This is a genomic window from Amycolatopsis sp. cmx-4-61 (assembly GCF_046548775.1).
Taxonomy (GTDB): domain Bacteria; phylum Actinomycetota; class Actinomycetes; order Mycobacteriales; family Pseudonocardiaceae; genus Amycolatopsis.
On the sequence record NZ_JAEBEI010000027.1, the window covers coordinates 1 to 19,511 of the forward strand.

Sequence of the window (19,511 nt, forward strand, 5' to 3'; positions counted from 1 at the left end):
AACGACCGCGCGAACACCTCCGGCTGGCGCGCCATGGCTCACCTCCACCGGCCAGCCTCGCGATCACCAGCTCGGATGTCCACGCGACACGGTTACCACGTCAACGTTCCTTGCCGAGGCACTAGGCCGGTGCGGCGGGTGCCAGTCACGGCACCACCCGCGGTCAGGGCGAGGCAGCCGACCATGACCGCCGACGCCTGAACCTTGGCAGGACGGAGTTCCCTTTCCCGGCCGAGCGCGTGGTGGTTACGTAGCTAGCCGAGCGTCCATTGCTGGTTGCTCCGGCCGTTGCAGGTCCACAGTTCGACGAGAGCGCCGTTGGCGGTGGACGCTCCGGTGACGTCCAGGCAGAGCCCGGACTGCACGCCGGTGACCGTTCCGTCGGAGTGGACGGTCCACTGCTGGTTGGCCTGGCCGGTGCACGGCCAGATGATCACCTTGGTCCCGGGGCTCGTGCCCTGGCCGCTGGCGTCGAGGCAGTCACCGCCGCTGTACACGCTGAGCGCGCCCGACGAAGTGAGGGTGAAGCTCTGGTTCGACCCGCCGGAGCAGTCCCGGATCTGCAGCTGCGTGCCGGCCGTGGTGGTCGAGTTCGGCACGTCCAGGCACTTGCCCGCGCCCACCGCGTGCACCGGCCCGGTCCCACCGCCACTGGGAGGTCCGCCACCCAGAGCCGTTGCGGTGGCGTTGTAGGCGGGCTTCGGCTGGTAGTTGTTGTCGTACATGCTCGCGGCGCCGTAGCCAGGGAAGGTCCCGGGGATCCAGGAATCGGCGTCGCCGACGCCCCACTGCGAAACGCCGGGGCAGCGGGTGACCGCCAGGCAGTCCTTCACCACGGTCGCGTAGTCGGCCGCCTGCTGCTGGAGGTTACCGCCGGAAGCCGGCAGCGGGACGCGGTCGTCGAGCTCCGTGACCGCGACGTCCAGTCCCAGCGCCGCGAAACGCTGCATGTTCGCCAGCATGGACGACGGGACCTGCCCGACGATGAAGTGGCTTTCCAGACCGATACCGCCGAGTGGTACGCCTTGGGCCAACATGGACTGCGCGAGACTGTAAAGTGCGTTGCTCTTGGCGTTCTCGCCTTCGATGTTGTAGTCGTTGATGTACAGCACGGCGTTCGGGTCCGCGGTGTGCGCGGTGCGGATCGCGTCGGCGAGGTAGCCGGTCCCCATGGCCGCGGTGAAGGCGTCCTGGCGCAGGCTGCCGTCTTCGTTGAAGGGTTCGTTGATCACGTCCCAGGCGTAGATCTTGCCCTTGTAGTGGTTCACCTCGGTGGTGATGTGGGCTTCCATCGCGCCCTGCACCTGGTTGCGCGGCAGGCCGCTCACCCACCCGGGCAGCTGGGCGTGCCAGACCAGGTTGTGCCCGCGCACGCGCATGTTGTGCGCCTGCGCGAAGGATACGATCCGGTCGCCGGGGCCGAAGTTGTACGAACCGTTGGCCGGCTCGGTGGTGTCCCACTTCATCTCGTTGCCGGGGGTCACCATGTCGAACTGGGCGCCGGCGAGCGAGGTGATCGTCGCGTTGTTCACCATGTTGCCGGTCAGCTCGGTGCCGATGTACTTGTTCTGGGCCTCGGCCAGCGAACGCAAGGTCGACGCCGCGTCCGCGGGCGGTGCCGTGACCGAGGCGAAGACCGGAGCGACGGCGAGCCCCAGCGCAGCGGCGAGCGCGCCGCGGCGGAAGCGGGGTGATCGACACGGCTGGCGGGTGAAGGGGCGCATGCGACCTCCGATGGCGTCTTCGACATCTCCGTGCGGCGCAGTCGGAACGCGGCGACTGCCGGGGCGGGGTACCGGCAGCACCCTCGAACCGATTCGTACGATACTGGAAATCCGCGCTCGGCCAAGCGAGCGTGAAACTTACCCGGGCGAGCTTCCGATAAGGGACGAATCCTGTTTGCCCGCAACGGTGATCACGCCACGACGCACGACCTGCCGCCCACGCGATCCGGCCGGTCGCCGCCGGCTCGGCGCACTGCGGACCGAGGTGGGAGCGCCGCACCAGCGGCAGCAGGCCGCCTTCGCGGTGCTCAACCGGGGCACGCCCAGAAGCTGTACGACCATCTCGGCCCGGACGGACGGCGCTGAGAAACCTGGGGTCTCGCGAAGCCGGGGTCGTCGAGCTAGCGTCCGTTCCGGCTCACTGCAGGGGAATCGACTGCGCGTGGTGGAAGACGTTCGCCGGGTCCCAGCGGCGCTTCACGGTGACGAGGTTGCGCGGGTTGGTCCGGAAGTTGTCCAGGAAGTAGAGCCACAGCGCGTTGTCGACGTTGCGCGTGGCGTGGGTGCCGAGCACGTCGTCCGGGTAGTTGTAGTACGCGCCGGCCACCGTTCCGCTCGGGTCGCGGGCCGGGTCGGGAAATCCGCCGTACTTCGCGTAGACGTCGCGGTAGAACTCGTTGATCCAGCTCAGGTGCGCGTCGGCCTGGGTGTCGTCCGGGATCTTCTCGCCGGGGCGGGCGGCGTTCAGCCAGTAGGTCTGGTACTGCAGCTTCATGATCGCGTTGCGCTGGGGGACCGCGGTCGCGTCGGACGCGACACGGTTGATGGCCCCGCCGTAGCTGTCGACCTGCAGGAGACTCTGGCTCATGTCCGACGCGGGCACACCCTTCGGGGTCGTGTTGAGCCAGCGGTAGATCGCCGCGCTCTGCTCCGGCGGGAACGCCTTGTTCATGTACGCGGACTTGTACTTGCCGAACTGGTTGGGCCCTGAGCCGTTCAGGGTCTGCAGTGCTTCGAGGTAGGTGACGTGCTGCACGTTGCCGTTGCCGGCCGGGGCCGTCGTCCAGCCGGGATGACCACTGAGCGGGTTCTCCAGCGGTGTCTGCTCGGCGATCGCCTCGAACCGGGTCAGCGCTTCGGTGTACCGCCGCCCGGCCTCGGCCTGGTGGTCGAGGCGGGTGGCTCCTTCCGGGGACACGGACTGGACGATCATCCCGAGCTGACCGGCCGAAACGTGCGTGAGCTTGAGCAAGCTGAAATCGGTGTCGGGCATGTCCTGCACGAAATCCGCGTACGCGGCGAGCAGGTCCGCGAAGGAGTTCGGGGTGAGCGACGCCCAGTTCCAGGACAGCGTGTAGATCGAAGCGAATTCCGGAGCGTCCGGCAGCCTCTCGAAGTAATAACGCAGAATGACCCCGAAATTGCCGGTGCCCGCCCCCTGCAGGGCCCACAGAAGGTCTCGTTCGTCGGCCGACGTGCTCTTCGCCGACACGTGGTGCAGTTCCGCGCGGTTCGCCGGCGCGTTCCACGTCACGATGTCGACGGCGCTGAGGTGGTCGACGGTCAGGCCGTGCAGCCGCGACAGGAGGCCGTAGCCGCCGCCGGTGATGTGCCCTCCGGCGCCGACCGAGTAGCAGCTCCCGGCGGGCAGCGTCTTGGCGAACCCGTTCAGCAGGACCCGGTAGGCGGACCAGTTCTCGCACCCGGCCTCGATGAAGTAGGCGCCCCGCCGGTCGTCCCAGCCGGCCCGGTTCATCGTGGACATGTCGACGATGGCCCTGGTCGTCTCGTTGTAGACGAAGTTCTCGTAGCAGTGGCGCCCGGACACGACCTTGACGTCGCGCCCGTAGCGGGAAATGGCCTCGCCGACCTGGGTGACCGCCTCGGTGTCGGTCTTGGGGACGTAAACGGCTTCGAGTGCGGGGGCGAACCAGCGCCGGTCGAAGCCTTGCCGGTCGCTCAGCACGACGGGACGGGAACCGATGCTCGCGGACATGGTCAGCACTCCCCTGTGGGTTCAGTAGCCGCGCTCGAGGAAGTCCGCCTGGGCGCGGTCGTCGTACTCGTGTGCCCCGACTTCCCAGTAGTTCTGCCAGAAGTTGGGTGTCTGGCCGCGCTGGACCATGTGGTAGGTCCATTGCGCGGTCAGCAGCCAGAGCACGAGGTTCCCGGACAGCCCGCTGGTCGGGCAGACCGGCTCGGCGAAGCCCGGGATGTCGAGGATGCCCGCGCCGTCGCCGCTGTGCGTGTCGATGGCGGCATCCACGTAGTCGCGGAGGGTGCCGGCTCCTTCCCGCTCGGCGAAGGGACCGAAGGCGACGACCATCGCGCCGATCTGCTGGGCGTACCGGGCGACTTGGATTTCGTCGCTGTCGGCCGGGCTGATCGCGCCGATGAGCACGATGTCGCTGGGCTGGAGCTGGCTCTTGTACAGGTCGTAGGGTTGCATGATCATGCTGCCGGCGGCCGTCTCGTAGGCCTCGTTGACGAACATGTTCTGCGTGCCCTCGTAGGGCTTTCCGACCTGCGGGTGCCCGTACACGAGAATGCGCGGGTGCGTCGCGGCCCCGGCGAAGAGCAGGACGCGGTCGGTCCAGGCCCGCGCCACGCGGTCGATCAACTCGAACTCGTGTTCGCGGATCAGCGCGAAGCTTTCCAGGGCCCGGTCGAGGTATTCGGCGGCCGCGCCGGCCCCGTCGTCGGCGCCCTCGGTGCCGATCTGCCGGCACAACGCGGCCGTGCAGGCCCAGTAGACCAGGAACTGCGAGAGGCCACTGGAAGAAATGATCTTGAACTGGGGAATCGCCGGGGTCGAGATCACACCGCAGCTCCAGGTGCAGCCGCTGTCGAGCACGCGGTCGCAGATCTGCTCCAGTGAGGTCAGCATCTTGACCGGCACGAAAGCCCCGACGGGCGTTTTGTAGAAACGAGCGTAACTGCAGGTGATGCCGACGGTGTACGCGCCGCGGGCGCGAGCTTCGTCCGGGCCGACGTCCGGGATGGTTCCCTTGTCGGGGTTGATGAGCGAAGCGCCGTTGGTGAGCAGGAAGTCACCCGGTTTCATCCGGTTGTAGTCCGCGGAGATGTTCCGGTCGGCGCGCTGCGGCAGCACCGAGGGCTGCCCGGGCACGCCGGGGCTGGCCGCGAACATGGCGAAGTGCCCCACCAGGACGTGCGAGAAGAGCCGGCCGCCGGCGGCCCGGCACTCGTAGGCGATTTTCATCGCCTCGCGGATCCCGGGGATCTGGGTGTCGCGGATGTGACGCGCGATGCCCTCGATCTGCGTCTGGAAGAGGTCCATGTACGGCACGCCCGCGAGCGGAGGTCCGACGGAAGAGCCATTCATGCGTGTTTCCTTCCAGCTTTCGCGGAGAGGTCACCTGGGCACGCCGAAAGGAAATGGTTGATTGCGTTTACCGGAATTCGTCCACAGCGCCGCTGGAATCAGCGTAGCAGGGTGGCCTCGGGGAGATAACCCACCCGTCGGCCACTTCACCCGGTAGGGAAATACGACGGCTCGGCCTGCCGCGCTCAGGTTGTGGCGGAAACGGACCTGGTGGTGGATGCGCAGCAGGCATTGCTCGTCATCGGGCCCGCTCGGCGGCCAGGTCGCTGTCGGACGGGCTTTCGTCCAGGTGACCGAGCCATTCGGCAGCTGCGCGGACGTCGTCGAGCAGTCGTTCCGGATGACTTTCCGAAGAAACGGAACCAGCGGAGTACGCGTACCACGGCAGCCATTGCGTGCAGGCGCGGCGCAGTGGGTCTGGTGGCGGCCGCGGCGCTCCTACAGCAGCCCGAAGTCCGAGCTGCCCCTCGCCGCAGCGGACGACCGCGACAGTCCCCGGGCTTGATCTTGGCTGTGGCGGGTTCCGAGTGGTGGTTGTTGCATGCTGCGGGTGTGCTGCGAGGCTGGGGGCATGGAGATCGAGTTGGCGGACGCGGTGGCGTCGGTGCGGGACGAGCTGATGGCGGCCGCGGCGCGCGGGGCGGGCAGTGCGGTCGAGTTCGTGGTCGGGCCGATCGAGCTGGAGTTCGCGGTGGAGATGCGGCAGGACGCGAAGGTGAAGGCCGGGTTCAAGGCGTGGGTGGTTTCCGCCGACGCCGAGGGTGGGGTGGCCCGGGGCCGGACCCACAAGGTGAAGCTGACGCTCACCCCGCGCGCGCCTGGTGGTGGTGACCTGCTGGTCTCCGGGAGCCAGGACCGTCCGGCGGGGCCGGGGCCCGTGTCCGGGCACCTCGAGCGCTGAGCCGACGGTCCAGGAGAGACACGTGGTCGCGGCGGGGTCGGCACCGGGAAGTAGCCGGCCTCGGCGGAAGCGGGCATTCGGTCGTGACCCCGCCCGGAGCGATCGCGTTGATCGTGATGCCGCGGCGTCCCAGCTCCACGGCGAGGTTGAGCACCACCGCCTCGACGGCGGCCTTGGACGCCGGTGTTGAGCTCGGCAGCGAGCCGTGCGGCCGCGTCGGCCTGGGTCCGGTATTCGATGGCCACCGCTGCCCCGTCGACTGCTAGACGTCGCACGACCGCCGCGCCGATTCCGCGTGAGCCACAGGTGACCAGCGCTGCCCTGCCCTCAGCGCACCCGTCGTCCTGCCTTCCGGCCCCTCACCAAGGCAGCCTGCCGTTGTCGTCGAAGAAGCCGCCCGTCGGGGACTCCCGCCCGAGCGTGGCCAGCCGCACCACGATCGCGGCGCCCTCGGCTGCGGTCCGAGTCAGCTTGAACGGCAGGCCCTTGGCGAAGTCCGTGTCACACGCACCAGGCGCGACCGCGTTCACCAGGATCCCTTCGCGTGACAGCGCTTTTGCGTACTGCACCGTGAGCATGTTCAGCGCCGCCTTCGACACCGGATAGCCCAGCGAACCCGGCATCCGGCTCAGGTAGTGGGTGGCATCGGTCGTCCACGTCATCGACGAGGTGCCGCTGGAGACGTTCACGATCCGCGCCGCGGCCGAACGGCGCAGCAGCGGGAGCATCGCCTCGATCACGGTGACGACACCGAACACGTTCGTCTCGAACACCGCCCGCACTGCGTCGAGGTGTGCGGAGCCCGGCGCCTGCGCCCCGAGGTCGCCGGAGATGCCGGCGTTGTTGACCAGGACGTCCAGCCGGCCGAACCGCTCGGCGATCTGCTGGGCCGCCGCGCTCACCCCGCGTTGGTCGGTCACGTCGAGGCCGATCGGGTGCGCGATACCACCGGCCGCGCTGATCTCGGCCACCGCCTCGGCGCCCTTCTCCAGGTCTCGGGCCCCGACCAACACCGTCATCCCGAGCCTCGCGAGCCGGCCCGCGACGGCCCGCCCGATCCCCTTGTTCGCCCCCGTCACCAGGGCAATCGTTGCGTCATCACTCATATGACCAGCGAACCACCTGTCGTTCCCCCCAGGCCAGGACCGGGCTGATCTCGCTCGATACCCTCCTTGTATGGACGTCCAGACCCGGGAACTGCGCTACTTCGTCGCGGTCGCCGAGGAACTGCACTTCGGCCGGGCTGCCCAGCGGCTGGGCATCGCCCAGCCACCCCTGTCCCGGGCGATCCGCCTGCTCGAACAGCGGATGGGCCTCACCCTGCTGGACCGCACCAGTCGCGGGGTCCGTCTCACGGCGGCCGGGGAGGTGTTCCTGGCCGAGGGACGCGTCGCACTGGATGCGGTGGCCGCCGCGGTGCGCCGTGCGCGCAGGGCGGCGGCAACCACCCCGCGGCTGGTCCTGGCGCTCAAACCCGGCAGCGACGCCGGCCTGTTGCAGCCGATCCTGGACCGCTACGCTGCCACCCCCGACGCCGTTCCGGTCGACCTCGCCTTCAGCGTCGGCGAACGCGCCGCGATGGTCCGCGACGGCCGCGCCGACCTCGCACTGCTGCACCGGCCGCAGAACGACCTGAGCGGCCTGGACAGCGACGACCTGCACGTCGAAGGCCAGGTCGTGGTGCTTCCGGACGGCCACCCCCTGACCGCCCGCACCGAGGTGTCGATGGCCGACCTGCGCGGCGTAACCCAGCCCCGCTGGCCAGAGTCCCGCCCCGAGGTGACGGGCCACCTCGTCACCGACACCGACCAACTGCTGCAGCTCGTCCGGCTCGGGCGGATGGTCGCGGTGCTCCCGGAATCGATCCGTGACCGGCTGCCACCCGGTACGGTCAGTCGTCCTGTCTTCGACGCCGAGCAGGCCACCCTCGTGATCGCCTGGCACCGGGAGTCCACCTCTCGCCAGGTCGCCGCCTTCATCCGCGCCGCGACCTCCGTCAAGACCGAGCTGAACCAGGTCTGACCTGGTTACGGCCGGAATACCCCAGAAACCTCGGCTGTGGGGTTCCAAAAGTCGGCCACCCGCGCTGACCAGCAGCCCTGCGACATCTCGGAGAATCGGAACGGGCTCAGCGCCGACGCGGCGGCGAACACTCCGCGGGACTACCTACACACCATGCCGCTCCCACAGCCGGTCGCCGGCATCCTCACGGCCGGCACGGAGACATCCGGTGGCATTTGTCCGGAAGATGTCGGGTTGACCCTGCCCCAAGGGCACGGTCGACACTCGCGGCCATGAACGCTACGCACGAAATTGCTCAGGCGCGGGACTGTCGTCGGCCAGGCTGGCCGGAACTGGGTGTCGCGGTACTCACCGCGGCTGTCCTGTACCTGGTCGGCTCGGTGATCGCCCTGCGGCTTCCCGCCGATTCCCCGGTGTCTCCGGGCCAGGCGAACTTCCTCGTCTCGGGGCTCGCGCCGCTGGGCGCGTTCGCCGCTGCCTTGCTCGTCCGCATCCGCGACGTCGGCTCTTTCGGAATGCGGCGCGTGCACCCCGGATGGCTACTCGTCGGCGTCGCGGCCGGTCTCGCGTATTTCGGCCTGAGCTGGCCGATCTCGGCGTTGTTCGACCCGTTCTTCCCCGGCTCGGAGAGCGTCCAGCAGAGCTACCGCGACGCGGCGGGAGCCGGAGTGCTGTCCCTCGTGGTGACGATCGCGCTTGGCGGGGTGCTCACGCCGCTCGGTGAAGAGGCCTTGTTCCGCGGGGTGATCGCGAATTTCCTCTTCCGCTGGGGCTCCTGGGCCGGAGTGCTCGTCAGCGCGGCGGTGTTCGCGCTCGCCCATGGCCTCAACGCCGTCATGCCGCTCGCGTTCGCCGTCGGGCTCGGCGCCGGGATACTCCTGCGCTTCTCCGGCTCCCTCTGGCCGGGCGTGGTGGTACACACCGTTTACAACAGCGCGGGCATCCTCTACCACGGCATCACCGGCGGCTGAGCGTGCTCAGCTCTGCGCCTCGACCAAGGTATGGGCGCGGACGAGCGTCTTGAGCTGGGCGGCGTTCAACCGCTCGACGACAGCGGGTCCGAGCGCGGCTTCGGCGAGCTCCCGGCCACGCGTTCCCGCCGAACCGGGGACGGTCATCCACGGGAACCGGGCGTGGCTCCGCCGGATCGACCCCGCCAGCCGGCCCGCGAGGGTCTCGATCGCCTCATCGTGAGCGTCTGCGGGGAGGCGGTCGAAATCCTCGTCGACGTCGTTGTCGGTCGGTTCCGCGATGAGCCGGCGGAGGTCGTCGAGCGCCTCCTCCCGCAAGGTTGCCGAGAACACGGTCAGCAGGGCACGGTCCTGCGCCGACATCCCGTGCGCGACCGGCCCGAACGGCGCCGGGACGTCGAGGGGAGCGCGGTGCTCACGGAGGGTCGCCAGCTCCTCCCGGGTCCGCTGCAGGCGCTCGATCTCGGCCGCAAGCTCGGCGTCGAGCACGTCGATCGTGTCCTCGGAGCCTTCTCCGCCGCGTTCCATGGCCTTGATCCGGGCGAGGGAGAGACCGAGCTCGGCCAGCCGCTTGATCTGCAACAGCCGCGCGAGGTGCGTCGTCCGGTACCGCTTGTACCCGTTGGGCGCACGTTCGGGCAGCTCCAGCAGCCCCATCCGGTGGTAGTGCCGGACGGTCTTGACGGTGGTACCGGCGAGGTCGGCGAGCTGCCGCGTGCTCCACATCGTGTCTCGTCTCCTTTCCGTCGCACTGACCAAGCCTGACCCGGCATCGGTCGTACCGCCATCCGGCAAGTACCCGATGAGCGGATCGCATTCTCAGCTGGCTCGATGAGCTGACCGTGCCGACAGACCACGCGTGAGGACCCAGCGCTCGTCCCCCACTTGGCCGCGCTCAAGCGGCTCCGGATCGATCTCAAGACCGCCGACTCCCCCGCCGACTGCCACGTCCGAGAGAAGACGGTGAGACCCCTCTGGCGCAGGACACTAGGTGTTCCGTGACGTGTTCTGCTTCCGAGTCGCGGAATTCGAGCTGGTCAGGCCCGCATAGCGATGTGCGAGTCCGCCGGGAAGCAGGTACTCGGCCAACAGGTTGCCGGCGCGGCGGGACGGTAGACCCATGTCGTGCAGGAGTTCGTCCGCGCAGTGGATGTCGTAGGGGCCGAAGTCGTAGCCACCGGAGCCCGGAAGCACCCGCTCCTGCCAGGTCAGGCGAGCGTCGACGCGCCGCTGCATCTCCTGCTCACTCGGGGCCGTGCGCAGTGTCGACCGGAAGTGACGGGCCAGCCAGTGCGCGGTGAGTTCCACGCCCATGATGTTGTTGAAGACCTGCCGGAATCCGACGAATCCCAGCCGGTCGGCGCCGGGTGGCACGATGCCCCGGTAGAGGCGTATCCGCCCGGCGGGATCGTGCACCTGCACGTCCGGATCCAGGAACGGGAAGATTTTGTGGTGGCCGGTGGCGAACACGATGACATCCGCCGCCACTTCCTCGCCGGTCGCCAGGCGCAGCCCCTTGTCGGTATACGCCTCGACAGCGCTGACCTTGGCGGCGATCAGGCCGCGACGGACGGCCCGTGCGTAGCCGCGTGGCATCACTCCGACGTGTGCCAGGTGGAAGGGGAGCGGGTGAGCGGGCCGCAGCTCCTTCGGCAGCCGGTGCAGCCCCGTGGAAATCAGCATGTCGCGGGTGATGAGCCACCACACAGCTCGCTTGACCCGGTCGTTGACGCGGTCGATCGGGCGGACGCAGGCCGGGTCGTGGTAACGAGGCAGCAGCGCCTCACCGAACCGGGTGAACAGGATCCACTTGTAGCCGACCAGACCGAGCAGGAGCCGTTCGGGGACCATCCAGTTCACCTTGCGCTGCACGATCGTGGCCGAGGCTGCCTCGCGCCCGGCGCGGGTGACCAGGTCCAGTGCGGACTTGCCGCCGCCCACGACGACCACCCGCCGGCCGGCGAACGTCCCGGCCCGCACCTCGTTGGAGTGCAGCACGGTTCCGCCGAACAACTCACGTCCGGGCAGGTCGGGCCGCCGGACGTGATGATGGGCCCCGCTGGCGACCACGACGTAGTCGAACGTTTCGCGACGAACCCGCGCCGCCTCGTCCCCGGCGGCCCGGGAGTCGACCGACCAGCCGGAGGCGCCCACCCGTCCGGGCCCGTCCACCGGCCGGATGGAGATCACCTCGGTGCCCGCTCGGAGACGATCCAGCACGCCGAAGGTCCCGGCGTAGTCCTCCAGATAGCGCTGGGTATCCACGGCGCCGGCGAAGTGCAGGCGGTTGGGCAGGTCCGCGAACTCGAAGACGCGGCGTGCGGACTGGTTGGCCAGCCCGTCGTAGCAGCCACCCGGTGACCAGATCCCGCCGACCCGCTGGTACTTGTCGAAGACCGTGACGTCGAAGCCGTGTTCCAGCAACACTTTGGCGGTGACGATTCCCCCAGGTCCCGCCCCGACAACACACGCTCGCACAGGCTGCCCCTCCCCGGGACGATCGGCGCACCCAGGCCGCCCATCATCCCGGCGGCTGCCACCTATGCCAACCCATCGTGCAATGAGGATATGCCGACGACCTAGTGCTCCATCAAGCAACGTCGGGTAGGTGATCGGGGCGGCGGATCTTGGAGTTGACGGCGATGATTTTGACCAGCCGCTGGGCCTCCGGCTCCAACGACCGCGCGAACACCTCGGGCTGACGCGCCATGACTCACCTCCACGGGCCAGCCTCGCAATCACCAGACCAGATGTCCACGCGACACGATTACAACGCCAACCTTCCTTGGCGAAGCACTAGCTCAAGCGGTGGATGATGGCCGCTGCGCAATCCTTCCCGACGGTGAGCGTGTCCGGTCCAGGGCCGCCCGGACCGAGGGTGGTTGCCACGACCCGGAACGACTGACCAGGGCTGGACGCGACCAGGATCGAGTACGAGGTGATGTCGTTGCGCGAGAATGTGCCGAGCAGCGCCCGGTGTCCCTCGATTTCGCTGACAGTGAGGTGTTGGGCGTCCTGATCCTGGGTCTTGTCAGCCGTCGGGTAGGCCGTAAAGCTCAGTAGTGCGCCGCTCGCACCCCACTGGCACGACTTGCCGCTCGGGTCCGGAGTTTCCGCACCCTCGACGAACACATTCAGCTGAACGGTGTTCTCGTGGCTCAGCGCCTGACAAGGATGCTCGGCCAGGCTCGCCAACGTAGGCATGACCGGAGTGGTCGACGGCGTAGACGACAGCGTAGGCGACAGCGGCGAGCCGGTCGTGGTCGACGAAGACTTCACCGGGTTCGCGGGCTGGTCAGGCGTGCCGCAGGCGGCCACGCTCATCAACAGGACAACGAATATCAGTCGCAGCACACGCGCACCGTAATCGCGGCCCCCTGGGAGGGGTCCCCAACCGGATCTGCAACGCCTGAGCTGGCCCGCGTGATCGGGCGCTTCGCCCGCCGAGGACACCCGTGATCGACACGACCGGAGGAGACTTCGCCACCATGACCGAGCCAGCGAAAACCCCGAGCGGTGCAGGCGATCCGGCGAGATGCTCGACTGGCTCCGCACCCGCCAGCACTCGATCCCGGGCCGCCCCGGTCGTGCGGGACTACGCCGGGTTCTCCGCGACGGCGAGGTAGTCCGTGTAGATCTGCGGTGAGCCCGAGAACGAGGCCAACTGCTTCCACTCTTCGTACATCTGCTTGGTGTCGCGGTGGGCAGCCGCGAATTCCGCGGCCTCGCCGGTGGCGATGTCGGGCTCGGGGTAGAAGACGTCCAGCGCGTCCAGGCTCGCGATCTCCATCATCATCACGTACTGGTCGAGGCGGTTGCCCCGCTCGCCCTTGAGCACGTGGAACCGCCAGCCCGGGTAGTCGTCGATCCGGTGGTGGTTCTCGGCGATGAAGCGGTCGAACATCTCCTCGGTCACCCCGGCGCGCAACGCCAGGTTGTGGATCCCGACCACCCGGGCGACGGGCTCCTCCCCCGGGCGGTCGCGGTAGCGGGGACCGGGCGTGACTGTGCTCCGCGGATTGTCGGCCAGCAGCCGGTAGTCGGTGAACAACGTCGGCAGCTCACCGTACGTGCCCAGCCGCCGCCACCGAGCCAGCACCACCTCCGCCTCCGGGTGCCGCGCCCAGAAGCGCCGGGCCAGCTCGGTCTGCTCACCCCGGGCCGTGACGTAGCGGTCGCGCTGCTCGGCGCTCTCGATCTCGTACAGCATCAGGTACTGCCCGGTCCGCTCTCCGCGCAACCCGCGCAGCAGAGTCCACCGCCACCCCGGGTACAAGGGCAGGTGAACCCCTTCACCACGCACGAAGGTCTCGAACTCCTCCGGCGTGACACCAGCCTCCGTGTCGATGGCGATGTACTGGAAAGTGAACACCGACGAGCGTCCCAATTGCGTCCAATCCTCGGGCCGGAAAGGGACCGCGCGTCCGGCGAGCACGACTCCCCTGCACCACATCCTGCCAGCTCCAGAGCAACGGGCCCGCGAGCCCCGCCACTGCCAGACCGAGGGAGTCGCACGCTGCCGCCCCAACGATGGACCGGATTCGACCTGGACGCATCGGCATTCCGGCCTCGGCGCGGCGCCGTCCTCATCGACGAGAACGTCGAGCCGCGGAACGGCGACCGCTGACGGCCAGGTTGGCCACCTTCTTCGCGATGATGTAGCTGGCGGCGCTGCCCGGGAACGGGACGAAGGCGCACCCGGCGCCTGGCACGGTCGAGGATCTTGTCCCAGGTGCCGTCCTTGGGCCACAACCGCAAACGTTCATGGGCTGTTTTCCACAGGTCTCCACGCCGCCGAGGCGGGGCGTCATCACGTCGAGGATCAGCAGATCCGGCGCGTCGTCACCGACCCCGCCGAGCACGGCGAGACCATCGGCGACGGTGCTGGTGTCGTAACCCTCGACCTGGAGCACCCGCTCCAGCGACTCACGGATGGCCGCCTCGTCATCCGCGATCATGACCACGCGGGCGAGTGGCTGGTGGACCGCACTCAATCAGAGGATTTCCTCGCCCGCCGCGAGGAGACACGCCCGACGGTCAGCAACCTTCCCGACGCGTGGCCCGAGTTCCACGATCGTGTCGAGATCGCGGCACGTGAGGCCGCCCGTATCACCGGCGACCGCCCGCGGGACGCGTAGTTCGGAACGTCAGCAGGGGCGAAGCCGCCTACCACCGGGCCCGCGCAGTCGCCGGAGCGGGCGGTATCGCTATTGCCGTCGGGGGTCCGCGTTCTCGCAGTCGTCCACCGAGATGATGCCCGCCTCGACGGGCGCGGACTTTCCGTACTGTGCTCCCGTGATGACGAAGACCAGGCCACGCTTCCGAGGGCTCCGGAGACTGTCGAGGGGAATGGTGAACCGGCTGTACCCGGCCGGCATGGGCGAGGACAGCCGCGTCCACTTCCCGGCGTTGCCGAGGTCGCGGTTGATGAAGAAGTCCTGATTGTCGTTGTCCGTGACGATGATCGTTCCGTCCGGCCCACCCGACTCAGTCCACGACACCACGGGCGCTCCGTTCGGCGCATCGCCATTCCGGTCGAGGAGCGGGGTGTCCCTGGAGAACCGGAACGACTCCGGGTCCTTCGCGATCCGGTAGTGCACGTGGTAGGTGTAATTGTTCTGATCGGGGTTGTCGGGGTCGTCGGGCGCCCCGAATTCGTAGGTCATGATCCACAGGCCCCTGTTCAGTCTGGCCACGGTCGTCATGCCCGGTCGTTCGGGGTACGTCGTTCCGGTCGCATCGTCGACCACGGGACCCCACGTGTGCAGGTCCGTGCTGGTCTGGTGGGCGAGCTTCTGGCCGAAGTGCGGGTCCCGCTGGTCGGAGTAGTAGCAGATCAGCCTGTTGTCGTGCAGCAGCAGGAAAGGCTCCCACACCGGCGTCGCGCCGTTCGTCGTGTCGGGCGGTCCGCCCCGGGCAACCGTGCTCAGGAACCGCCAGGTGAGGCCGCCATCCGTGCTGGCATAAAGCTGGATATCGGTGCTGGTGAAGCTGTCCAGCCAGTTGCAGACGAAGAGCAATGCGCCCTTGGGCAAGCCCGCGAACGCCCGGGGCAGTTCGTACAGGAACGGCTGAAGGGAGACTCCGGTGGCCTCATCGGCGTTGGGCACACTGCCCTGCTTCTCCCAGGTGCGGCCATCGTCGTCGCTGCGGTAGAGCGGGAAGCCCGGACCGCCTCCCCCTTGGAACGTCGCGAGCAGCGTCCGCGACATCCCGGCAGGCCGCCCGGCGGTAAGACGCACGGCCCGGGCGTAGGACGCCCGTCCTCCCGGGTCCGCCACGACAACGGGCCCGAACGGAGTTTCTCCACGCACCTTGCCCGTGTCCGCGAACGCCGGCCCAGCCAGTCCCAACGTCGCCCCGGCGGCAACGCCTGCGCCTGCGCCGAGGAACATCCGACGCGAGAACCGCGAACGGCCGGCGGCCGGATCGTCTGCGGGTGATGCGTGGCGATCCTGCACGATTGCCTCCTCGGTGACGCCCCCGCCCACCACGCACGCCCGTGTGCATGGCCTCGTTTCGGGAAGAAGGTGCGGGTTCGGCAGCGCCTCGCTGGACCACTTCGTCTGAACAGTGAACTAAACTCGCCGGCCTCGCCACTGTCAAGGACAGGGAACCGTATCTACGGCGCGTATGGCCGAATTCAGGAAATGTAAATTTCTTGGGATGAACGAGCCGGGCTTCGCTTCGCGACCGACCGCAAAATCACTTTTTCCGGCAAGGGTTCGGCACCACCCCGTGGACCGAGCTTGCCCGGCGGGCCGCCCGTGGCTACGGGCAGCCAAAGAACGTCCGCCTGCCGGGCCGCGTAGGCGGCCGCGGTGCGGGTGTGCACGTCGAGCTTGCGCATCGCCGTGCGCAGGTACGCCTTCACCGTCTCCGTGCTGAGCCCGAGCCGGGCCGCTATCTCGACGTTGGTGGCACCCACCGCCACCAAGCGCAGTGCGTCCACTTCCCGCGGCGCCAAGCTCGGCCGGTTCGCCGGCTCGGGTGCCTCGCCCCGCAGCGCGCGGTGCACCCGGACGAGCCGGGCCCGCAGCGCCGGGTCGGTGACGTCGTCGAGGATCGCGGCGAGTTCGGCCAGCGGGTCCGGCCGCGGGTCCGGCGTGAGCGCCGCTTCGACGTCGGCGGCGGATTTCCTTCGGGGATCCCGATAAACCACGGCCGCTCGAACGGGTCGGTGGGTTAGCCGGATCGCCGAGGGGTAGCTGCCTCCGATCGGACACGGAGGTGGACCATGACGCACTCGGTGAGCCCGGCAGGAGAACGAACGAGGCAGGAGCAGGTGCGGCGGCTGGGCTGGTTGAGCTTGGGCTTGGGCGTGGCACAGCTGGCCGCCCCGCGCACCGTGCGCCGGATGAGCGGCGTCGACGACTCGGCGACGTCGCGCGCGGTGGTGCCGGCCGTCGGTGTGCGGGAACTGGTCCACGCGGCCGGGCTCTTGGCCGGCCGGCGGAAGGGCGTCTGGGCGTGGACCCGGGTCGCGGGCGACGCGATGGACCTGACCGCGCTCGGCGTCGCCCTCGCCCACCGTGGCGGCCGCCGCCGGCGACGGCTCGCCGGGGTCACCGGCGCCATCGCCGGGACCACCGCGCTGGACCTGCTGACCGCCGTGCAGGCCACCCGAAGGGACCACACCAGCTCCGCGCCGGCGGCGCGGCGCACACGCAAAGGAGATTCCGTGGAACTGACAGCAACGACCACCATCCGCAAACCACCGCCGGAGATCTTCGCGTTCTGGCGCGACCTGGAGAACCTTCCCTCGTTCATGGCCCACCTCGAGCAGGTCCGCACCACCGGTGACCGAACCAGCCACTGGACCGCCAGCGCCCCGTTCGGCCAGGACGTCGAGTGGGACGCGGAGATCACCGAAGAGACGCCGGGTGAGCGGATCGCGTGGCGCTCGACCGGGAAAGCGACCGTGCCGAATGCCGGCACCGTCTGGTTCACCCCCGCGCCCGACGGCGAAAGCACCGAGGTCAACGTCGTCCTGGCCTACGAGATCCCCGGCGGCGCGATCGGCAAGGCGGTCGCCAAGTACTACGGCGAGGAACCGCACCAGCAGCTCGACGACGACCTGCGCCGGCTCAAGCAGGTCCTGGAAACCGGCGAAGTCGTCCGGTCCGACGGTGCCCCGTGGGGCAAGCAGGCCCGCAAGGAATTCCCGCAGCGTCCGGCGCAACCGCTGTCGGACGCCGAACTGGAGAAGGGAGCGGACGCATGAGGGCCACCACCTGGGCGGGCCGCAACAAGGTCGAGGTCCGCGACGTCCCCGACCCCAAGATCCTCAACCACCGCGACGCCATCGTCCGGATCACCTCCACCGCCATCTGCGGCTCGGACCTGCACCTGGTCGACGGGTACATCCCCACCATGCAGGACGGCGACGTCCTCGGCCACGAGTTCATGGGCGAAGTGCTCGAGGTCGGTCCGGGCGTCGACCCGGGCAAGCTGCGCGCCGGCGACCGGGTCGTCGTGCCGTTCCCGATCGCCTGCGGCGCGTGCGCCGCCTGCGCCGTGAACCTCTACTCGTGCTGCGAAAACTCCAACCCCAACGCCGGGATCGCGGAGAAGATGTTCGGCCACCCGGTCGCCGGGATCTTCGGCTACTCCCACCTCACCGGCGGGTACGCCGGCGGCCAGGCCCAGTACGCGCGCGTGCCGTTCGCCGACGTCGGCCCGATCAAGATCGAGTCGGACCTGACCGACGAGCAGGTGCTGTTCCTCTCCGACATCCTGCCCACCGGCTACATGGGCGCTGAGATGTGCGACATCAGCTCCAGCGACGTGGTCGCGGTCTGGGGCGCCGGCCCGGTCGGCCAGTTCGCCATGGACAGCGCCCGGCTCCTGGGTGCGGCGAAGGTCATCGCCATCGACAAGGAGCCCTACCGGCTGCAGCTGGCCGAAGAAGCAGGCCACATCCCGGTGAACTTCGACGAGGTCGACGTCCGGTCCCGGCTGCTGGAGCTGACCGGCGGCCGCGGCCCCGACAAGTGCATCGACGCGGTCGGGCTGGAAGCCACCCACGGCAGCGCGCACATCGCCGCCTACGACCGGGTCAAGCAGGCCGTGCGGTCGGAAACCGACCGTCCGCACGCGTTGCGCCAGGCGATCATGTCCTGCCGCAGCGGCGGCGTGGTCTCGGTGATCGGCGTCTACGGCGGCCTGCTCGACAAGTTCCCGGCCGGCGCGTGGATGAACCGGTCGCTGACCCTGCGGACCGGGCAGTGCCACGTGCAGCGCTACATGGAACCGCTGCTGCGGCGCATCGAACGCGGCGAGCTCGACCCGACCCGGATCATCACCCACACCCTGCCGCTCGAGGAAGCCGGCCGCGGCTTCGAGCTGTTCAAGAACAAGCAGGACAACTGCGAGAAGGTCGTCCTCAAGCCCTGACCGGCACGCATCCGGCCACCGGTTCGCGTGGCCGGATGTACCGGCCTGCCGGTCAGTCGCCGACTTCGTCGGCGCGCTCGCTCCGTCGTCCGGCAGTTCACCTTCACCGAACTGGCCGCCGACCGCCGCACCCCGCACGACCTGCTCGACCACGTCGCCGCCACCGGCCACGAAGGCCTCGTCGCCAAGCTCCTACGCGCCCGGCAAACGCCCGGACTACTAGTGCAAGCACGCCCTCATCCAGACAACCGAGGTCGTCATCTGCGGCTGGCGCCCCGGCCAGAACCGGCTTTCCGGCAACCTCGGCGACCTCCTGCTCGGCGGCCACGATCCCGACACCGGCGACCTCGCCTACATCGGCGACATCGGCCTGTTGACCGGACTAACGGAGACACGCCTGCGGGCCGAGCTTCACGCGCCGGGTGTTCCGACAGGTCACCCCGCGTGCTCAAGCCGATGTGGACGCTTCAAGCGGGGACGCAGTGGCCTACTTGGGACAATGGCCTCGCAGCGATCGGACGATGTGGTCGATCAGCCGCTCGACGTACTCTTCCCGGGTGGGCAACTGGACGACCGCGACGCGCCAGTAGAGGGGCCCGGCCAGGAGGTCCAGGCCGACTTCGAGGTCGAAGTCCTCGGGAAGCTCGCCACGGTCGGCTGCTCGCCGCAGGAGCTGTGCGGCGTTGTGACGCCGCGGTTCGCGGATGGACTTCGCGAAGGCCTCGGAGAGTTCCTCGTCGCGCATGGTTTCGGCCAGGAGGTCGGGCACGATGCGGCGGGCCAGGGGGTGGCCGAGGGCGTCGATCGCGTCTTGGAGGAACGCGCGGAGGTCGCCGCGCAGGGTGCCGGTGTCGGCGACCTTGATCGACCGCGTCGCGACCTGCGAGACCAGGGCCACGGTCATCTCGCGCTTGGCGGGCCACCGGCGGTAGATGGCCGCTTTGCCCGCGCCGGCGCGTTTGGCCACCGCTTCCAGCGAGAGCCTTCCGTAGCCGACGGCGGCCAGCTCCGTGAAGAAGGCTTCCGTCAGCGCCGCGGTGACGTCGTCCTGCAAGACCGGCCCGCCGGATGCGCGCCGGGGGCCGCCGGGGGGAACGGTGTCGCTCATCGGCCGACGCTAGCACGAGACGGAACGGTTGCGTATCGACCGA

18 protein-coding genes are annotated in these 19,511 nt (G+C 69.0%); 5 read left to right on the plus strand and 13 right to left on the minus strand.

Features of this window, described 5'->3' with window-relative positions:
• Window positions 1-254: 254 nt before the first annotated feature.
• The 3 genes from ACLJOU_RS42265 to ACLJOU_RS42275 form a co-directional block, all read right to left on the minus strand.
• Window positions 255-1,724 carry an endo-1,4-beta-xylanase gene (locus ACLJOU_RS42265; protein ID WP_410574907.1) on the minus strand — a complete coding sequence of 490 codons (1,470 nt, stop codon included), beginning with the start codon at window positions 1,722-1,724 and terminating at the stop codon, window positions 255-257.
• Between the two features lie 418 nt (window positions 1,725-2,142).
• Window positions 2,143-3,720, minus strand: a complete 1,578-nt coding sequence (locus tag ACLJOU_RS42270) for an FAD-binding protein (protein WP_410574908.1) — start codon at window positions 3,718-3,720, stop codon at window positions 2,143-2,145.
• A 21-nt stretch (window positions 3,721-3,741) separates the two neighbouring features.
• On the minus strand, window positions 3,742-5,070 hold the full coding sequence (locus tag ACLJOU_RS42275) for a hypothetical protein (RefSeq protein ID WP_410574909.1): 1,329 nt from the start codon (window positions 5,068-5,070) through the stop codon (window positions 3,742-3,744).
• Window positions 5,071-5,641: 571 nt separating this feature from the next.
• On the opposite strand from ACLJOU_RS42275, the gene ACLJOU_RS42280 reads away from it, so the two are divergent.
• On the plus strand, window positions 5,642-5,971 hold the full coding sequence (locus tag ACLJOU_RS42280; protein ID WP_410574910.1) for a trypco2 family protein: 330 nt from the start codon (window positions 5,642-5,644) through the stop codon (window positions 5,969-5,971).
• Here the strand turns inward: ACLJOU_RS42280 and ACLJOU_RS42285 are convergent.
• Both ACLJOU_RS42285 and ACLJOU_RS42290 read right to left on the minus strand, forming a co-directional pair.
• Entirely contained in the window at window positions 5,874-6,170 is a 297-nt protein-coding gene (locus ACLJOU_RS42285) for an SDR family oxidoreductase (protein WP_410574983.1), read from the minus strand. The two genes, ACLJOU_RS42280 and ACLJOU_RS42285, sit on opposite strands and share 98 nt — an antisense overlap.
• Window positions 6,171-6,330: 160 nt before the next feature.
• Window positions 6,331-7,077 (minus strand): SDR family oxidoreductase, encoded by a 747-nt coding sequence (locus ACLJOU_RS42290; RefSeq protein ID WP_410574911.1) that lies wholly within the window; start codon window positions 7,075-7,077, stop codon window positions 6,331-6,333.
• A 70-nt stretch (window positions 7,078-7,147) separates the two neighbouring features.
• On the opposite strand from ACLJOU_RS42290, the gene ACLJOU_RS42295 reads away from it, so the two are divergent.
• Together ACLJOU_RS42295 and ACLJOU_RS42300 are read left to right on the plus strand one after the other, a co-directional pair.
• The gene (locus ACLJOU_RS42295; protein ID WP_410574912.1) at window positions 7,148-7,993 is read left to right on the plus strand and encodes a LysR family transcriptional regulator; all 846 of its coding nucleotides are present in this window, start codon (window positions 7,148-7,150) and stop codon (window positions 7,991-7,993) included.
• Window positions 7,994-8,265: 272 nt separating this feature from the next.
• Window positions 8,266-8,964, plus strand: a complete 699-nt coding sequence (locus ACLJOU_RS42300) for a CPBP family intramembrane glutamic endopeptidase (RefSeq protein ID WP_410574913.1) — start codon at window positions 8,266-8,268, stop codon at window positions 8,962-8,964.
• Window positions 8,965-8,970: 6 nt separating this feature from the next.
• On the opposite strand, the gene ACLJOU_RS42305 is transcribed toward ACLJOU_RS42300, so the two are convergent.
• The 7 genes from ACLJOU_RS42305 to ACLJOU_RS42335 form a co-directional block, all read right to left on the minus strand.
• Window positions 8,971-9,690 carry a MerR family transcriptional regulator gene (locus ACLJOU_RS42305; protein WP_410574914.1) on the minus strand — a complete coding sequence of 240 codons (720 nt, stop codon included), beginning with the start codon at window positions 9,688-9,690 and terminating at the stop codon, window positions 8,971-8,973.
• A 261-nt stretch (window positions 9,691-9,951) separates the two neighbouring features.
• Window positions 9,952-11,442: a flavin-containing monooxygenase gene (locus ACLJOU_RS42310; protein ID WP_410574984.1), complete on the minus strand. Its 1,491-nt coding sequence runs from the start codon at window positions 11,440-11,442 to the stop codon at window positions 9,952-9,954.
• A 318-nt stretch (window positions 11,443-11,760) separates the two neighbouring features.
• Window positions 11,761-12,318: a DUF3558 family protein gene (locus ACLJOU_RS42315; protein ID WP_410574915.1), complete on the minus strand. Its 558-nt coding sequence runs from the start codon at window positions 12,316-12,318 to the stop codon at window positions 11,761-11,763.
• Window positions 12,319-12,559: 241 nt separating this feature from the next.
• Entirely contained in the window at window positions 12,560-13,336 is a 777-nt protein-coding gene (locus ACLJOU_RS42320; RefSeq protein WP_410574916.1) for a hypothetical protein, read from the minus strand.
• Between the two features lie 214 nt (window positions 13,337-13,550).
• On the minus strand, window positions 13,551-13,922 hold the full coding sequence (locus ACLJOU_RS42325; RefSeq protein WP_410574985.1) for a response regulator: 372 nt from the start codon (window positions 13,920-13,922) through the stop codon (window positions 13,551-13,553).
• A gap of 249 nt (window positions 13,923-14,171) precedes the next feature.
• On the minus strand, window positions 14,172-15,425 hold the full coding sequence (locus ACLJOU_RS42330) for a sialidase family protein (RefSeq protein ID WP_410574917.1): 1,254 nt from the start codon (window positions 15,423-15,425) through the stop codon (window positions 14,172-14,174).
• A 182-nt stretch (window positions 15,426-15,607) separates the two neighbouring features.
• Window positions 15,608-16,126 (minus strand): helix-turn-helix transcriptional regulator, encoded by a 519-nt coding sequence (locus tag ACLJOU_RS42335; RefSeq protein ID WP_410574918.1) that lies wholly within the window; start codon window positions 16,124-16,126, stop codon window positions 15,608-15,610.
• Between the two features lie 75 nt (window positions 16,127-16,201).
• Here ACLJOU_RS42335 and ACLJOU_RS42340 point away from each other — a divergent pair, with 75 nt between their 5' ends.
• Window positions 16,202-17,188 carry an SRPBCC family protein gene (locus tag ACLJOU_RS42340; RefSeq protein WP_410574919.1) on the plus strand — a complete coding sequence of 329 codons (987 nt, stop codon included), beginning with the start codon at window positions 16,202-16,204 and terminating at the stop codon, window positions 17,186-17,188.
• Window positions 17,185-18,360 (plus strand): zinc-dependent alcohol dehydrogenase, encoded by a 1,176-nt coding sequence (locus ACLJOU_RS42345; protein WP_410574920.1) that lies wholly within the window; start codon window positions 17,185-17,187, stop codon window positions 18,358-18,360. The genes ACLJOU_RS42340 and ACLJOU_RS42345 overlap by 4 nt, the downstream gene beginning before the upstream one ends.
• 487 nt (window positions 18,361-18,847) lie before the next feature.
• On the opposite strand, the gene ACLJOU_RS42350 is transcribed toward ACLJOU_RS42345, so the two are convergent.
• Complete coding sequence (locus ACLJOU_RS42350; RefSeq protein WP_410574921.1) at window positions 18,848-19,468, minus strand: TetR-like C-terminal domain-containing protein; 621 nt, start codon at window positions 19,466-19,468, stop codon at window positions 18,848-18,850.
• Window positions 19,469-19,511 lie beyond the last annotated feature (43 nt).